This is a genomic window from Kribbella sp. NPDC050470 (assembly GCF_044458365.1).
Lineage (GTDB): Bacteria > Actinomycetota > Actinomycetes > Propionibacteriales > Kribbellaceae > Kribbella.
In genome coordinates, this window is the sequence record NZ_JBITHV010000005.1 from 477,164 (window position 1) to 491,633 (window position 14,470).

General features: G+C 68.7%; 14 protein-coding genes. 8 read left to right on the forward strand and 6 right to left on the reverse strand.

Annotation, left to right across the window (positions count from 1 at the left end; genetic code table 11):
- Positions 1-79: 79 nt before the first annotated feature.
- Positions 80-643: a hypothetical protein gene (locus tag ACIBGM_RS17490; protein WP_360537634.1), complete on the forward strand. Its 564-nt coding sequence runs from the start codon at positions 80-82 to the stop codon at positions 641-643.
- Here ACIBGM_RS17490 and ACIBGM_RS17495 read toward each other — a convergent pair.
- The 4 genes from ACIBGM_RS17495 to ACIBGM_RS17510 form a co-directional block, all read right to left on the reverse strand.
- Positions 640-1,953 (reverse strand): lanthionine synthetase LanC family protein, encoded by a 1,314-nt coding sequence (locus ACIBGM_RS17495; protein WP_396386163.1) that lies wholly within the window; start codon positions 1,951-1,953, stop codon positions 640-642. The two genes, ACIBGM_RS17490 and ACIBGM_RS17495, sit on opposite strands and share 4 nt — an antisense overlap.
- Entirely contained in the window at positions 1,917-2,435 is a 519-nt protein-coding gene (locus tag ACIBGM_RS17500; protein ID WP_360537630.1) for a DUF6886 family protein, read from the reverse strand. Before ACIBGM_RS17500 ends, ACIBGM_RS17495 begins: the two co-directional genes overlap by 37 nt.
- Before the next feature lie 41 nt (positions 2,436-2,476).
- The gene (locus tag ACIBGM_RS17505) at positions 2,477-3,235 is read right to left on the reverse strand and encodes a M23 family metallopeptidase (RefSeq protein WP_360537628.1); all 759 of its coding nucleotides are present in this window, start codon (positions 3,233-3,235) and stop codon (positions 2,477-2,479) included.
- A gap of 396 nt (positions 3,236-3,631) precedes the next feature.
- Positions 3,632-4,483, reverse strand: a complete 852-nt coding sequence (locus ACIBGM_RS17510) for an alpha/beta fold hydrolase (protein ID WP_360537626.1) — start codon at positions 4,481-4,483, stop codon at positions 3,632-3,634.
- Between the two features lie 133 nt (positions 4,484-4,616).
- Here ACIBGM_RS17510 and ACIBGM_RS17515 point away from each other — a divergent pair, with 133 nt between their 5' ends.
- The 5 genes from ACIBGM_RS17515 to ACIBGM_RS17535 all read left to right on the forward strand — a co-directional run bounded on the left by ACIBGM_RS17515 (position 4,617) and on the right by ACIBGM_RS17535 (position 8,915).
- On the forward strand, positions 4,617-5,033 hold the full coding sequence (locus ACIBGM_RS17515) for a cobalamin B12-binding domain-containing protein (RefSeq protein ID WP_360537624.1): 417 nt from the start codon (positions 4,617-4,619) through the stop codon (positions 5,031-5,033).
- A gap of 352 nt (positions 5,034-5,385) precedes the next feature.
- Complete coding sequence (locus ACIBGM_RS17520; RefSeq protein ID WP_396386164.1) at positions 5,386-6,705, forward strand: ABC transporter substrate-binding protein; 1,320 nt, start codon at positions 5,386-5,388, stop codon at positions 6,703-6,705.
- A 94-nt stretch (positions 6,706-6,799) separates the two neighbouring features.
- The gene (locus ACIBGM_RS17525; RefSeq protein WP_396386165.1) at positions 6,800-7,870 is read left to right on the forward strand and encodes a carbohydrate ABC transporter permease; all 1,071 of its coding nucleotides are present in this window, start codon (positions 6,800-6,802) and stop codon (positions 7,868-7,870) included.
- A complete protein-coding gene (locus ACIBGM_RS17530) occupies positions 7,867-8,745 on the forward strand; it encodes a carbohydrate ABC transporter permease (RefSeq protein ID WP_396386166.1) in 879 nt (292 codons plus the stop codon). Before ACIBGM_RS17525 ends, ACIBGM_RS17530 begins: the two co-directional genes overlap by 4 nt.
- Complete coding sequence (locus ACIBGM_RS17535) at positions 8,742-8,915, forward strand: hypothetical protein (RefSeq protein WP_396386167.1); 174 nt, start codon at positions 8,742-8,744, stop codon at positions 8,913-8,915. Before ACIBGM_RS17530 ends, ACIBGM_RS17535 begins: the two co-directional genes overlap by 4 nt.
- Positions 8,916-8,964: 49 nt before the next feature.
- On the opposite strand, the gene ACIBGM_RS17540 is transcribed toward ACIBGM_RS17535, so the two are convergent.
- The gene (locus ACIBGM_RS17540) at positions 8,965-10,608 is read right to left on the reverse strand and encodes a glycoside hydrolase family 13 protein (protein ID WP_396386168.1); all 1,644 of its coding nucleotides are present in this window, start codon (positions 10,606-10,608) and stop codon (positions 8,965-8,967) included.
- Between the two features lie 188 nt (positions 10,609-10,796).
- Between ACIBGM_RS17540 and sucC the strand changes: the two genes are divergently transcribed.
- Positions 10,797-11,969, forward strand: coding sequence for an ADP-forming succinate--CoA ligase subunit beta (gene sucC, locus ACIBGM_RS17545; RefSeq protein ID WP_360537611.1), 1,173 nt, complete (start codon positions 10,797-10,799; stop codon positions 11,967-11,969).
- A gap of 13 nt (positions 11,970-11,982) precedes the next feature.
- Positions 11,983-12,873, forward strand: coding sequence for a succinate--CoA ligase subunit alpha (gene sucD, locus ACIBGM_RS17550; protein ID WP_360537609.1), 891 nt, complete (start codon positions 11,983-11,985; stop codon positions 12,871-12,873).
- A 47-nt stretch (positions 12,874-12,920) separates the two neighbouring features.
- On the opposite strand, the gene ACIBGM_RS17555 is transcribed toward sucD, so the two are convergent.
- Positions 12,921-14,144: a hypothetical protein gene (locus ACIBGM_RS17555; RefSeq protein ID WP_396386169.1), complete on the reverse strand. Its 1,224-nt coding sequence runs from the start codon at positions 14,142-14,144 to the stop codon at positions 12,921-12,923.
- Positions 14,145-14,470 lie beyond the last annotated feature (326 nt).

Below are 14,470 nucleotides of genomic sequence, written 5' to 3' on the forward strand. Positions count from 1 at the left end.
TTGGGCGAATTCGTTGCATCTGGGCCGGAGATTGAGACAATCAAGGATCTTCGGCCCTCCCTCCGGAAGCATTCGCCCCATGTCCAAGTCGGTAGCAGGTAACAACCGCCGGATCATCCTGGCGGGTGCCAACCCTGGGCTCCGGCTGTTCGACGAGGCCGGCAAGGTGACGGCGTACGCGTCGATCTGGATGGTCGACTGGTCGATCCGCGGCGCCGGCACCGCGGTCGTGCTCTGGTTCGACGGGATCGTCCGGGTGGTGTCCGAGGACGTCGACCTGGCCGCCTGGCTGGAGCGCTACTTCGTCCGCTCGTTCCTCGAGGTCCAGGGCCTGCCGTGGCACGAGCCCGCGGTCGAGCGCGACCTCGTCCAGGTGTCGATGAACCTGGCCGACGGGCTGAGCGCGAAGGCCGCCGACATCCAGATCGAGATGGGCGGCGTGCTCGACCGGCGGCTGTTCGCCACCGACAACTTCCAGCTGGCCGAGGGCAATCACAGCCTGAGCCTGGTGATCGCGCCGGTCCGGTCCGCGACCGTCTCGATCGGCGGCGCCTCGGTGCCCGGCTTCGTCCAGGTCGACGGCTCACCCGACAAGCCCGGCTCCTCCGCGTTCCTCACCACCGCCGAGGTCTGGCGCCGCTAGAGCGCCCACCAGTTGTCCATCCGCTCGACGGCCTGCTTGCCGCCGTCGAGCACCCGCTGCAGCCGGAACAGGTACGCCGCGATCCCCGCCACACCCTGCATCCAGCCGACTCCCGGCGGCAGCAGCGGCTCCTCGTTGCGATGCTCGACGAACCGCCAGTACGCCGTCCCGTCTCCGCGGAACGCCCGCTCCACCAAGGCATCCGCGAGTCGTACGGCGAACTCCAGATCCTGCTCGCGTCCGTCGCGGTGCCACGCGTCCAGGAAGGTGTCGGCGACTCCCGCCGTACCGCAGCAGCGTCCGTCGTTGTCCCAGAAGCCAGGGTGCAGCCGCTCGGGGATGCCGGAGTGCACGACGCTGTCCAGGCAGCGTCGATGCCACACGACCGGCGTCTCCCCGGCCACCTCGTCGACGCCGGCGTACTCGAGAGCCCGGAAAAGCAGCGACGTGCCGGCCCCGCCGTGGCACCAGTTGTAGGTGTACTCGTCGTCGCCACGCTGCTCGCTCCACGGGATGACGCGCGGCACCCGGAAACCCTTGTCGTCATTGATCCCGAGCGTGATCAGGTGCTCGGCGCCACCGCGGGCCGCGTCGACCAGGTCGGGCCGTCCGAGCTCGACGCCGGCCACCGCGAGCATCGCCGCGATCCCGGCCAGGCCGTGCGTGAAGTTCGGCATGTCGCCTCGCGGTTCGGCGCAGAAGCGGCGCGGGACGAACAGCCAGTTCGCCGGCTCTTCCTTCTCGCCCAGAAGCAGGTCGGCCGCGCGCTCGGCCAAGGCGCGCGCGTCGACGCCTTGCCTGCCGGCCCAGAGGGCACCCATGAGTACGGCGCCGGTGCCGAGCGTTGCGTCGTTCGAAACCGCGCCAGGAAGGTACTTTGGTGCGCCCAGGACGCTCTCGTGCCAGCCGTCGTCCGTGGCCAGCTCGGTGATCCGATCCAGGGCAGGCTGCGAGGCGGATTCGCCGAGGGCGGTGAGTGCGCCGATCGCGCTGACCAGACCGTCGAAGTACGTGATCGATTGCTCGGCCGGGATCGTCGCGTGGAGCCGGTCCGCGATCCCGGCGGCCAGCCCGGCCTCTGCCTGCGTCCAGGGGCGGGCCAGCTTGATCTCCGCGAGTGCGTGCGCGAGGCCGCCGACACCGCTGTGCATGCCCTCGAGGTACACCTCCGGCTTGGCCCCACCGGCCGCCTCGGGGATCCACGGGCCGGCCGCGTCCCAGTCCACCTGCTGCAGGACCCAGGACCAGGCTGCTTCGCCGAGTTCGCCGTACGTCATGATCGGGCGTTCCGGAGCCGGATGCCGCTCCACTCGAGCGTGCTGACGATGACCTCGGCCCAGAAGTCGTGCAGCCGCGGCAGCACGCGCAGCTGGATGCCGGCCTCGGCGTGCAGGTCGAACAGGTCGCCGACCCGCTCAGGCGGCGCGAGCGGCCGGACTTCTGTCGTGGCGACCACAGCGGCGTCGAGCTCGGCGAACGGCTCGGCCGGCAGGCGGTAGGCGTACAGCTCGACCGAGCGCATCGCGTCCAGCCAGCCGTACTCGACGGCGTGCACGCGGCTGCCGGAACCGGCGCCGATGATGCGGTCCTGGTCGTCAGGAGTGGTGGAGGGGCCTACCCACGCCATCGCGCGGGGGCACTGCCTCGGGAACCAGTAGTCCGGAGCCCGGTCGTAGCCGACGGCCCAGACGTACGGCGTGGCCTCGCGCGTCGTCTTGGCGACGTGCGGCCGGAAGACCTCGATGGTCGAATCTTCGGAGAAGTGCAGAACCTCACCACGCGCCGGACGCATGACTGGCAGCTTAGCCAGGTGTCACGGGTACTGCTGGAGGATTACGGGTTGAGGCCGCAGTGGTCGCGCAGCCACGGCATCGGGTCGGTCGCGTCGCCGCCGTCCGGGTGCACCTCGAAGTGCAGGTGCGGGCCGGTGGTGTTGCCGGTCATCCCGACCGCGCCGACCTGGTCACCGGCGTAGACGGTCTCGCCCTCCGACACGCTCCACTTCGACATGTGGTTGTACCAGGTGACGGTGCCGTCCTCGTGCCGGACCTGGACCTGGCGGCCGTAGGCGCCGGCCCAGTCGGCGAAGATCACCACACCCTTCATCACGGTCTTGATCGGGGTGCCGATCGGGGCCGCGAAGTCGGTGCCGGTGTGGTTGCGGGCCCAGCGGCTGCCGCCCTGGCCGAAGGTCGCGGTGATGTGGTATCCGGAGATGATCATCTCGCAGCGGGTGGCCGACTCGCGGGCCTTCCGCTCGGCCTCGTCGGCGGCGGCCTTGGCCTTCGCGAGGGCGGAGGCGCGCTTGGCGGTGAGGGCCTGGGTGGCGGTGAGCTTCGCGGCCCGGGCCTTGGCCAGCTGGGCGGCCGCGGCCTGCTTCTTGTTCGTCTCGTTGCCGGCCAGCTGGACCCGGGAGGAGTCACGGGTGGCGAGCTGGCGGGCCTGGATGCGTGCGGTGGTGATCCCGGACAGTTGCCCGTTGTCCATGCTGAGAGCGGCGAGGTTCACCGCGGAGTTCGCCTGGGTCGGCGAGGCGAGGGAGCTGTGACTGAACCCGACAGCTCCTGCCGCCGCAGCAAGCGCTGCGGTCAAACCGACGATCTGGGAACTGCTCGGAGTGTTTCGCCTGGCAACGCGATGCTTGGCACTGTGTCGTCCTGCGCCGGGATTGCGCGCAGCGTTGCCTGGCGTGACGCGGTCTCCCGCGGCACGGTGCTGGGACACAACGTGGCCTTTCGGTCACAGGGGAGGGGCTTGAGGAGGGGCTCCATGACTGGAGGGGCTGGAGCTCTCTCCTACCCGGTCCGGAGGTTTATTCCCGGTCGGGCTCCACGCACGATAACGGATCAGTCACGAGGCGACAAACCCTGCCACCCACTTTTCCGCGTCTCCTTCACGAAACCTTTGCATGAGCGCCTGCACGTGCATCCGCTCTAACCGCCCAGAAAGCTGCCTTGTCAGGCACGAAGTGTCTGACCGACTGCACCGTCAGGCAACCGTGTCCTGCTCGTCCAGGTGGGCCAGCACACCGGTGATCTGGTGTACGACGTCACCGTGGAACGGCAGGGACAGATGGCCCACGCCGTTCACGCGGACGTTACTGGCTGCCAGGTCCGGGTGCCGAATCCGGGCTCTCCGCTGCGGCACGATCAGCTGGTCGACGTCGCTGTAGAACGCGACGAACCTCGTCGTGCAGTCAGGCGCCGGTTCCGCCAGTTCGGTCATCAGCTCGCTGTCCGGCCGGACCTGCCGCACGAGCGGCCACGGCAGCAGCCGGGCGGCGACAGTGCCCTGGTGTGGGGTGCCGAGCGTGACGCAGGTGTGCACTCGCTCATGGCCGCCGAGCCGCTGGATGTAGTACCGCGCGATCAGCCCGCCCAGGCTGTGTCCGACCACGTGCAGCTGGTCGGATCCGGACTCCTCGCAGATCCGCTCGATCTCGGCACCCATCCGTTCCGCGGTACGACGTACGTCGAGTGTCAGTGGTGAGTAGGAGAACGTGTGGATGCTGCTGAACCCGCGGCGCATCAGCTGCCGGCGCATCAGCGCGAAGACGGTGTGGTTGTCGATGATCCCGTGGGCCAGCAGGATCGGCGTCCCCGCGGCGCGGACGTTGCTGACCAGCAGCCCGCGCTGGGCCGGGGTCAAGCCGGCCAGGTTGAGCCGGCGGGTGGCCGTGCCGGAACCGCAGACCAGACCGAGCGGATACATGGCGAGGCGGGTGGTGAGCCAGCCGATCTCCACGGCCGCACCTTGGAGCACTCGCGGCGACAGTGCGGACCGTGCGCCGTACCTGAGTCCGTCCAGCGCTCCGCGTACGCCGTCCTGCCAGGTACTCATGGGCGACTCCTCACGGCAACCAGACCCCCCGATGGTCCGATCTCTTCCAAGGTAACCGGTTCCCATCCGGCGTGTCGGGGAACACATACCGCCGTGTCTTAACCGTGAGGAATCGAGCCGCTAGCCTGCGAGCATGCCTACGAGCCCTCTGCGTGTCGTCGTCGCCAAGCCCGGCCTGGACGGTCACGACCGCGGTGCGAAGGTGGTCGCCCGGGCGCTGCGGGACGCCGGGATGGAGGTCATCTACACCGGCCTGCACCAGACCCCGGAGCAGATCGTCGAGACCGCCATCGCCGAGGACGCGGACGCGATCGGCCTGTCGGTGCTGTCCGGCGCGCACATGACCCTGTTCAAGCGGGTCCGCGAGCTGCTCACCGAGCGGGAGGCCGACGACATCGTGGTGTTCGGCGGCGGCATCATCCCGGACGCCGACCTGCAGCCGCTGGCCGAGCTCGGCGTGCACAAGATCTTCACCCCCGGCGCCACCACGACCGAGATCGTCGACTGGGTCCGGACCAACGTCGGCGACGCCTCCGCCTCGCCGGCCTGAGGTCTCTCGAACCGCCCCGGGCCGCGGCCCGGAGAACGCCCGTTCCGCTCCGGAGCGTGATGACGACTGCGTGGAGTCGGTCTGAACGAATACCGTCCGTTCAGCAAGGTTACTAACCGGTAATACCGAATCGTTAAGAAAGACCCGGTTGTGCGGGCTGTCGAATCGCGGTCGCATACAGCCATGCGGCTGTCCGTTTTACAGGCTGTCGAGCGGCAAGGTGTGTGGCTCAGGACACATCACCCCCGTCGTCGGTTACTGTCCGGACAGGCGGGATCGCAGTGCGGTGGGGGACTGTGACCCCAGGCACGCAGGACCAAGCGATATCCCATCGGGAGAGGGCAGGTAAACGATGAGGTTTGAACGTTCACACACGCGCAGGGCGGTCGCCATGGCGGTCGCCGGCAGCCTTGTGCTGCTCGCGTCCGCGTGTGGTGGTGACGACGGGAGCGGTGGCGACAGCGGCTCGACCGGGGGAGCAGCTCTGGAGGGTCGCGGCCCGATCAACTTCGCCACCGGCAAGGACACCTCCGGGAACCTGACGAACCAGGTCGCGGCGTGGAACTCGCAGCACCCGGACGAGAAGGTCACGGTCACCGAGCTGCCCGAGTCCGCGGACCAGCAGCGCGCCCAGATGATCTCGAACGCGCAGATCAAGTCCGACGCGTTCACTGTGCTGAACCTGGACGTGGTCTGGACCGCCGAGTTCGCCGCGAACCGGTGGATCACGGAACTGCCGCAGGACCAGTTCCCCGACCTGAACAAGCTGCTGCCGTCGACGGTCGACACGGCCAAGTACCGCGACAAGCTGTACGCCGTGCCGGTCACCTCCGACGGTGGCCTGCTGTACTACCGCAAGGACCTGCTCGACAAGGCCGGCGTGCAGCCGCCGAAGACCTGGACCGAGATGCAGGCCGCCTGCGACAAGGTCAAGGCGCTGCCCGAGGCCAAGGCAGCCAGCTGCTACGCGGGTCAGTTCGAGAAGTACGAAGGCCTGACGGTGAACTTCTCCGAGGCCGTCAACGGCGCCGGCGGTGTGGTCGTCGGTGACGACGGCAAGCCGAACGTGGACACCCCGGAGGCGCTCGCGGGTCTGACCTTCCTGGTCGACGGCTTCAAGAGCGGGATGATCCCGAAGGCCGGCATCACCTACACCGAGGAGCCGGGCCGGCGGGCGTTCCAGGAAGGCACCCTGATCTTCCACCGGAACTGGCCGTACGTGTACTCGCTGGCGAACAAGACCGACGGCTCGTCGAAGATCGCCGGCAAGTTCGCGGTCGCGCCGCTGCCGGGCAAGGACGGCGCGGGCGTGTCCACCCTGGGTGGCCACAACTACGCGATCTCGGAGTTCGCCAAGAACAAGGCGACCGCGGCGGACTTCATCAAGTTCATGTCCAGCGAGGAGCGCCAGAAGGCGAACATCGAGAAGACCTCGCAGGCGCCGACCTGGGCCTCGCTGTACGACGACGCAGCGCTGAACAAGCAGTTTCCGTACCTGGCCCCGCTGAAGGCCTCGATCGAGACCGCGAAGTCGCGGCCGAAGGTGGTCAAGTACGGCGACGTCACGACCGCGATCCAGGAGGCGGCGTACGGCGCCCTGACCGGCACCACGCCACCGAAGGACGCGCTCACCCAGCTGCAGACCAAGTTGAGCACGCTCATCACGCAATGACCGAAGCGGCGGGGCCGGCGCGTAGCTTCACCGCTACGGGCCGGCCCCGGCCCGTCGCTGCCCGCGGACAGCGGGCGGAAAGAAGGAGGCAGAGGTGAGTACATCCGCCCCGGTCGCGCAGCGACCGACGCCGGAAACCACCAAGAAGCCCAGGCGGACCTCGTTCAACGAGGGAACCGGACGGCTGGCCGCGATCCTGCTGTCACCGACCATGCTGGTGCTGATCCTCGTCGTCGGGTTGCCGATCCTCTCGGCGCTGCGTGAGTCGCTCTACCAGAGCGGCCAGCGGATCGACGAGTCCGGCTTCGTCATCCAGGGCTCCGAGTTCGTGGGTCTCGACAACTACTCGGCGATCTTCTCAGGTGAGACCGGCGAACGATTCTGGAACGCTTTCTACAACACCACGTTCTTCACCGTCACCTGTGTGCTCCTGGAGACCGTCCTGGGTGTCGCGATGGCCCTGGTGATGCACAAGGCGTTCAGGGGCCGTGGCATCGTGCGGGCCAGCATCCTGGTCCCGTGGGCGATCCCGACCGTCGTCTCGGCGCTGCTGTGGAAGTGGATCTTCCAGGCCGACGGTATCGCCAACGAGTTGCTCGGCACCCAGATCCTGTGGTCCACCGAGGGCTGGCAGTCGGTGCTGTCGGTGATCATCGCCGACACCTGGAAGACCGCGCCGTTCATCGGCCTGCTCGTGCTGGCCGGTCTGCAGACCATTCCGGACGAGGTCTACGAGGCCGCCAAGGTCGACGGTGCGAAGGCGTGGAGCCAGTTCATCCACATCACGATGCCGCTGGTGAAGCCGGCACTGCTGGTGGCAGTGCTGTTCCGCATCCTCGACACGCTGCGGATCTTCGACCTGCCGTTCGTGCTGGTCGGGCCGAACAAGGAGTCGGTCGAGACCCTGTCGATCCTGGCGTACCTCGAAGCCAACCAGACCCGGTACGGGCCGGCGGCGGCGTACGCGACGTTGCTGTTCATCTACGTCGCCGTGGTCGCGTACGTGTTCGTCAAGCTGCTGGGTGCCGACGTGTTCGGTGACGCCATCCAGCGGAAGTCGAAGAAGAAGAAGAACGGCAGGAACGGACGCGGCCAGGCCAAGCAGGCCGACGCAGGCGCCCCGGTGGCCGGAGTGACCGCCGGTGGCGGTTCAGGAGGTGAATGATGGCTGTTGCTGAGAAGGGTCCTGGCAAGGTCGACATCAAGGCTGCCGAGGCGTCGTGGGCCCGGCGCTGGCTGCCACTGATCGGTGTCGCGGGGATCGTGCTCTACTGCCTGGTGCCGTTCCTCTGGATGGTGGTGTCGTCGCTGCGCCGGCCGAGCGACCAGTTCGAGAACACGATCATTCCGTCGCCCATTTCACTGACCAACTTCCAAGACGTCTTCAAGGAAGGCACCGGGTTCGGGCGCGGTCTGCTGAACAGCCTGATCGTGGCCGGCACGGTGACGATCCTGACGCTGATCATCGGGATGGTCGCCGCCTACACGCTGGCCCGGCTGGACTTCCGGGGCAAGAACTTCGTGCTGGCGGTCATCATCGTCACCTCGATGTTCCCGGGGATCTCGCTGGTGATCCCGCTGAAGAAGTTCTTCAGCGACATCGAGTGGATCAACACCTACCAGGCGATGATCGTGCCCAGCCTGTCGTTCGCGCTGCCACTGGCGGTGTGGCTCCTGACCGCGTTCTTCCGGCAGATGCCGCGAGAGCTCGAGCAAGCCGCGATGGTCGACGGCTGTACGCCGGCCCAGGCGTTCCGCAAGGTGATCCTCCCGCTCGCCGCACCGGGTGTGTTCACCACCGCGATCATCACCTTCATCGCGGCCTGGAACGAGTTCCTGATCGCGCTGAGCATGGTGAACAAGAAGGAGTACCAGACCGCCAACGTGGTGATCTCGCAGTTCACCGGTGCGTCGGGACGTGACCAACCGTTCGGCAGCCAGATGGCCGCCGGTGTGGTCGTCACGATCCCACTGGTGATCGCCGTACTGCTGTTCCAGCGGCGGATCGTGGCCGGCCTGACGGCAGGTGGCGTGAAGTGAGCTGGCTCCGCAACCGGTCGGACGCCGACCGCCGCGACCGGGACGACCGGGCGCGGCGGGACCGCGAGGACCGGGAGCGGAGGGACCGGGAGGACCGGGACCGCCGGGATCGCGAGGACCGCGAGGACCGGGACCGCCGGGATCGGGAAGACCGCGAACGCGCCCGGTAGCCGTCCGAAGAGGCCGGAGTCGCTCAGGCGACTCCGGCCTTTTCCTTTGTCAGAGTTCGAGCCAGGCTGTGGCGTCGACCTGGAGCCGGCCGTCGACCAGGGGCTCGCTGGTAAGCAGGACCTCCTGGTGGTCAGGCAGCGGGATCGGGGACTCGCTCAGGTTCGAGACGCAGCGGAAGCCGGGCGAGCGGGTGAAGGAGAGGACGCCGGCGGGCGCCTCCTCGTCCCAGGTGAGGCGGCCTTCGCCGAGCGCCTCGGTCTCGCGGCGCATCCGGAGGGCCGCCTTGTAGAGGTTGAGATGGCTGTCGGGATCGGCGGCCTGCGCCTCGGCGGTCAGCGCGGCCCACTCGGCCGGCTGCGGGAGCCAGGGCTGGCCGGCGCCGGTGCCGAAGCCGAAGGGCGGCTCGGCGCCGGACCACGGGATGGGCACCCGGCAGCCGTCGCGGCCGCGCCGCGTGTGGCCGGAACGCTCCCACACCGGGTCGTCCAGAACGTCCTCGGGCAGATCCTCGACCTCGGGCAGGCCGAGCTCGTCACCTTGGTAGACGTACGCCCCGCCCGGCAGCGCGAGCTCGAGCAGTGCGGCCGCCCGGGCCCGGCGGCGGCCGAGCTCCAGATCGGTCGGCACGCTTCCGGCGGGCATCGAGGCCTGCTTCTGGTCACGACCGTAGCGAGTGCGGTGCCGGATCGTGTCGTGGTTGCTCAGCACCCAGGTCGCCGGGGCACCGACCGCCCAGAAGTTCTCGGTGGTGTGGTCGATCACCTCGCGCAACGCCTCGGCGTCCCATGGGCACTGCAGCGCGTCGAAGTTGAAGGCCGAGTGCAACTCGTGCGGCCGGACGTACTGCGCGAGCCGGTCGGCCGGAGACAGCCAGGCCTCGGCGACGAAGACCCGCGGGCCCTGCGGGGAGTCGGCGTACTCGTCGGCGATCCGGCGCCAGTGCTGGTGGATGTCGTGCACAGCCGGCTGGTCGTACGTCGGATGGCCGGCGTACTTGTCGCGGCTGACCTCGCCGTTGGGCTGCGGGACCACATCCGGCAGCGACGCGTCCTTGGCCATCGAGTCGGCCACGTCGATCCGGAACCCGTCCACGCCGCGGTCGAACCAGAACCGCAGGATCGCGTCGAACTCCTCGATCACCTTCGGGTGGTCCCAGTTCCAGTCCGGCTGGGAGATGTCGAACAGGTGCAGGTACCACTGGCCGTCGTCGATCTGCTGCCAGGCGCCGCCGCCGAACGCGGCCGGCCAGTTGGTCGGCGGCAGCCCGCCCGGCTTGCCGTCGCGGAACCAGAACAGGTCGCGCTCCGGAGAGCCTTTGCCGGCCGCGAGCGCGGCCTTGAACCACGGGTGCTCCCAGGAGCAGTGGTTCGGGACCAGGTCGATCAGGATCCGGATCCCGAGCGCGTGCGCCTCGGCGATCAGCGCGTCGGCGTCCGCCAGGGTGCCGAACTCGGGGTTGATGTCGCGGTAGTCGGACACGTCGTACCCGCCGTCGAGCAGCGGGGACGGGTACCAAGGGCTGATCCAGATCGCGTCGATCCCGAGGTCGGCGAGGTAGGGCAGCCGGGCCCGGACGCCGTTCAGGTCGCCGGTGCCGTCCCCGTCGGCGTCGGCGAACGAGCGCGGATACACCTGGTAGACGACGGCGCTACGCCACCAGTCGTCAGCTGGTCTGGTCTGGGGATCGGTCATGCCGTCTAGCCTGACATGAGCCGTCGCGGACCTGTGACGGTCGTCTCAGCGCGTACCCCGGGTGTTGCGGCGGGCACCGAGGTGACTAGTGTCAGGCGCGACGGAGCGCGCCGGCGACCGTGCCCTTTCTCGGGACCAGCCCGCCTGCCGCGGCCTACTCGAACAGGTGCGAGAGAGGGACCACAGTCGTGGACTTGATGGAATACCAGGCGAAGACCGTCTTCGCCAAGCACGGAGTGCGGACGACCGTAGGTGAGGTCGTCACCACTCCGGAGGAAGCCCGCGCGGCGGCCGAGAAGATCGGCGGCCGGGTGGTGGTGAAGGCCCAGGTGAAGACCGGCGGCCGCGGTAAGGCCGGTGGCGTGAAGCTGGCCTCCTCGCCCGACGAGGCGGAGGAGAAGGCTCGCGAGATCCTCGGTCTCGACATCAAGGGCCACATCGTCCGGACGCTGAACATCGTCCCGGCCGCCGCGATCGCGGAGGAGTACTACTTCTCCTTCCTGATCGACCGGGCGAACCGGAACTACCTGTGCATCGCGTCCGCGGCCGGCGGCATGGAGATCGAGGAGGTCGCGCACACCAACCCCGAGGCGGTGGCGAAGGTCTCGATCGACCCGGCCACCGGGGTGGACGAGGCGAAGGCCCGTGAGATCGCCCAGGCCGCGAAGTACCCCGACGACATCCTGGACGCCGTCGTACCGGAGATCGTCAAGCTGTACGACGTCTTCGTCGGCGAGGACGCCTCGCTGGTCGAGGTGAACCCGCTGGTCAAGCTGGCCGACGGCAACGTCGAGGCGCTGGACGGCAAGGTCACCCTGGACGAGAACGCGGACTTCCGGCACCCGGAGCACGCCGAGTTCGAGGACGTCGCGGCGGCCGACCCGCTGGAGGCGGCGGCCAAGGCCAAGGGCCTGAACTACGTCAAGCTGGACGGCTCGGTCGGCATCATCGGCAACGGCGCCGGCCTGGTCATGTCGACCCTGGACGTCGTTGCGTACGCCGGTGAGGAGTTCGGCGGCGTGAAGCCGGCCAACTTCCTCGACATCGGCGGCGGCGCGTCCGCCGAGGTGATGGCCAACGGCCTGGAGATCATCATCTCCGACGCCCAGGTCGAGAGCGTTTTCGTCAACGTCTTCGGCGGCATCACCGCTTGCGACGCGGTCGCGAACGGCATCGTGCAGGCGTTCGAGCTGCTGGCGAGCCGGGACGAGCACGTCACCAAGCCGCTGGTCGTCCGGCTGGACGGCAACAACGCCGAGGAGGGCCGCCGGATCCTCGACGAGGCCGGGCTGGCCGGTCTGGAGCGGGTCGACACGATGGACGGCGCCGCCAAGCGGGCCGCCGAGCTGGCTGCGAAGTAAGGGGTCGCTGAACATGTCTATCTTCCTGACCAAGGACAGCAAGGTCATCGTCCAGGGCATGACCGGCTCGGAAGGCACCAAGCACACCACCCGGATGCTTGCCTCCGGCACCAACATCGTCGGCGGCGTGAACCCGCGCAAGGCCGGCCAGAGCCAGGACTTCGACGGCAAGGCGGTCCCGGTCTTCGGCACCGTCGCGGACGCCGTCAAGGAGACCGGTGCGAACGTGTCGGTCATCTTCGTGCCGCCGAAGTTCACCAAGGACGCCGTACTGGAGGCGATCGAGGCCGCGGTGCCGCTGGTCGTGGTGATCACCGAGGGCGTGCCGGTACACGACACCGCCGCGTTCTTCGCCGCCGCGCAGGCGTCCGGCACCACCCGGATCATCGGGCCGAACTGCCCGGGCATCATCACGCCGGGCGAGTCGAACGCCGGCATCATCCCGGCCGACATCGCCGGCCAGGGCCGGATCGGGCTGGTGTCGAAGTCGGGCACGCTGACGTACCAGATGATGTACGAGCTGCGGGACTTCGGGTTCTCCACCGCGATCGGGATCGGCGGTGACCCGATCATCGGGACCACCCACATCGACGCGCTGCAGGCGTTCCAGGAGGACCCGGACACCGACGCGATCGTGATGATCGGCGAGATCGGCGGCGACGCCGAGGAGCGGGCGGCGGCGTTCATCAAGGACAACGTCACGAAGCCGGTCGTCGGCTACGTGGCCGGCTTCACCGCCCCCGAGGGCAAGACCATGGGCCACGCCGGCGCCATCGTCTCCGGCTCCTCCGGCACCGCAGCCGCCAAGCAGGAGGCCCTCGAGGCCGTCGGCGTCAAGGTCGGCAAAACCCCCACCGAGACCGCCAATCTCATGCGCGAGATCATGCAAAACCTCACCAAGTAGTCAGGTTCTGCGTCGACGGCCCCGGGGATTCCTCGGGGCCGTTCGTGCTACCTGTACGTTGCGGCGCGTTCGGCGGCTCGGGTGAGGGTTTCGTTGAAGGCGCCGTCGGAGATGTCCAGGCCTTTGAGGACTGGGAAGAGGACGTAGACGGCCTGGGTGCCGTACTGGGCGATCCCGATGCGGTACGTGAAGGTCTTGCCGCCGCCGGTGTCGTACGACGCCCGCCAGCTCTCGCCCTTCACCACGCTGGTCGACACCGTCCCGGTCGACTTCACCTTCGCGTTCGAGACGTTCTTCTCGCAGTTGTCGACGTTCTTGCGGATCTGGTCGACGAAGCTCTTCGCGGCCGCCGCGGAGGCGAACTTCGCGACCGTGTCGTCCATCCCGAACTCGGTCGGCACCTTGGCCTCCGGCGTGACGTAGGTCAGCGTCCCGGACTTGGTCGCCTTCGCCTTCTTGAAGTCGAGCTTCTCGCAGCCGGTGCCGGCGCCGGTCTTCGCGCTCGTGCTCACCCACGGCTTGTCGATCACGCTCAGCACCGGCAGGTCGACCGGCGCCATGAACCCCGCCGACTCGGTCGTCGGCAGCAGGGCGCCCTTGGCCACCGGTGCCCCGGTGCCGCAGCCGCCGGTCTCGGAGCAGATCCGCTTCAGCCCGGCCGTCGCCGCGGTCAGCACCGGCCCGGGCTTGGGCGGCGTACCGGCGAGGGTGTCGTGCTCGAGCACCATCGTGGCCTGCCCGGCGACCGTGACGGAGATCGTCCGGTACTTCGTCTTGCCGCCGGACGGCTGTCCGAAGACGGCGATCACACCGCGCTCGCCGACCCCGGTGGTGACATAACTGGAGGCGAGCCGGACCTGCGGGGTGGTGCAGGCGCTCAGCCAGCCGACGATCGTGGTGTAGGCCTTCGCGGCGGCGGCCTTGTCGCTCGACACCTCGACGTACTGGACCGCGGTGTCCTTGGTGGTCGAGTTCTGGAAGGTGCGGACCCAGGTGCGCAGGCCGGCCGGGTCGGCGAACCGCTGGGACTGGCAGACGAACGTCCGCTCCGGCGCGCTGCTGCCGTCGGCGGTCTTGGTGATCGCCCAGGCCCCGGTCGCGCCGAGCGGCTTGGCCGTGGTCGCGTCGAGCAGGGCCTTGTCGTCGACGAGCATGGTCGAGTTGGCCGACTTGTCGTCGGCGGCGCCGGTGTTCGGGCCCGAAGCGTCGTCGCCGCCGAAGGCGTTCAGGGCGGCGACCCCGCCGCCGCCGACCAGCAGAACGACCGCCACACCGGCGGCGATCGTCTGGTTCCGCTTACGCGCCCTCTGCCGGCGCGCCTCCCGGGCAGCGGCTCGACTGCCGCCGCGGGCTGCACGGTGGGAACCGGCCAAAGCTCGACCTCCTGACTGATTCCACCCGACAGTACCCGGTGGTGCCAGCCTGTCCCCACTCAGCCGGATCGCGGACACCAGTAGGTGCCCGCCCGCCAACTGAGCGTGAACAAGCGGGGGGAAGTCTTCCATATCCGGCGTGTCAGAACGAGTGGTCCCCCGCTGCGGGGGAGCATGAGAGTCGGATGAGCGAGCGCAGCGAGCGAACAATGGGCAGAGCACCG

Coding starts and splice junctions, on each gene's coding strand:
- ACIBGM_RS17490 (WP_360537634.1), top strand. CDS start 80: ATGTCCAAGTCGGTAGCAGGTAACAACCGCCGGATCATCCTGGCGGGT.
- ACIBGM_RS17500 (WP_360537630.1), bottom strand. CDS start 2,435: ATGCGTCCGGCGCGTGGTGAGGTTCTGCACTTCTCCGAAGATTCGACC.
- ACIBGM_RS17510 (WP_360537626.1), bottom strand. CDS start 4,483: ATGAGTACCTGGCAGGACGGCGTACGCGGAGCGCTGGACGGACTCAGG.
- ACIBGM_RS17515 (WP_360537624.1), top strand. CDS start 4,617: ATGCCTACGAGCCCTCTGCGTGTCGTCGTCGCCAAGCCCGGCCTGGAC.
- ACIBGM_RS17520 (WP_396386164.1), top strand. CDS start 5,386: ATGAGGTTTGAACGTTCACACACGCGCAGGGCGGTCGCCATGGCGGTC.
- ACIBGM_RS17530 (WP_396386166.1), top strand. CDS start 7,867: ATGATGGCTGTTGCTGAGAAGGGTCCTGGCAAGGTCGACATCAAGGCT.
- ACIBGM_RS17540 (WP_396386168.1), bottom strand. CDS start 10,608: ATGACCGATCCCCAGACCAGACCAGCTGACGACTGGTGGCGTAGCGCC.
- sucD (WP_360537609.1), top strand. CDS start 11,983: ATGTCTATCTTCCTGACCAAGGACAGCAAGGTCATCGTCCAGGGCATG.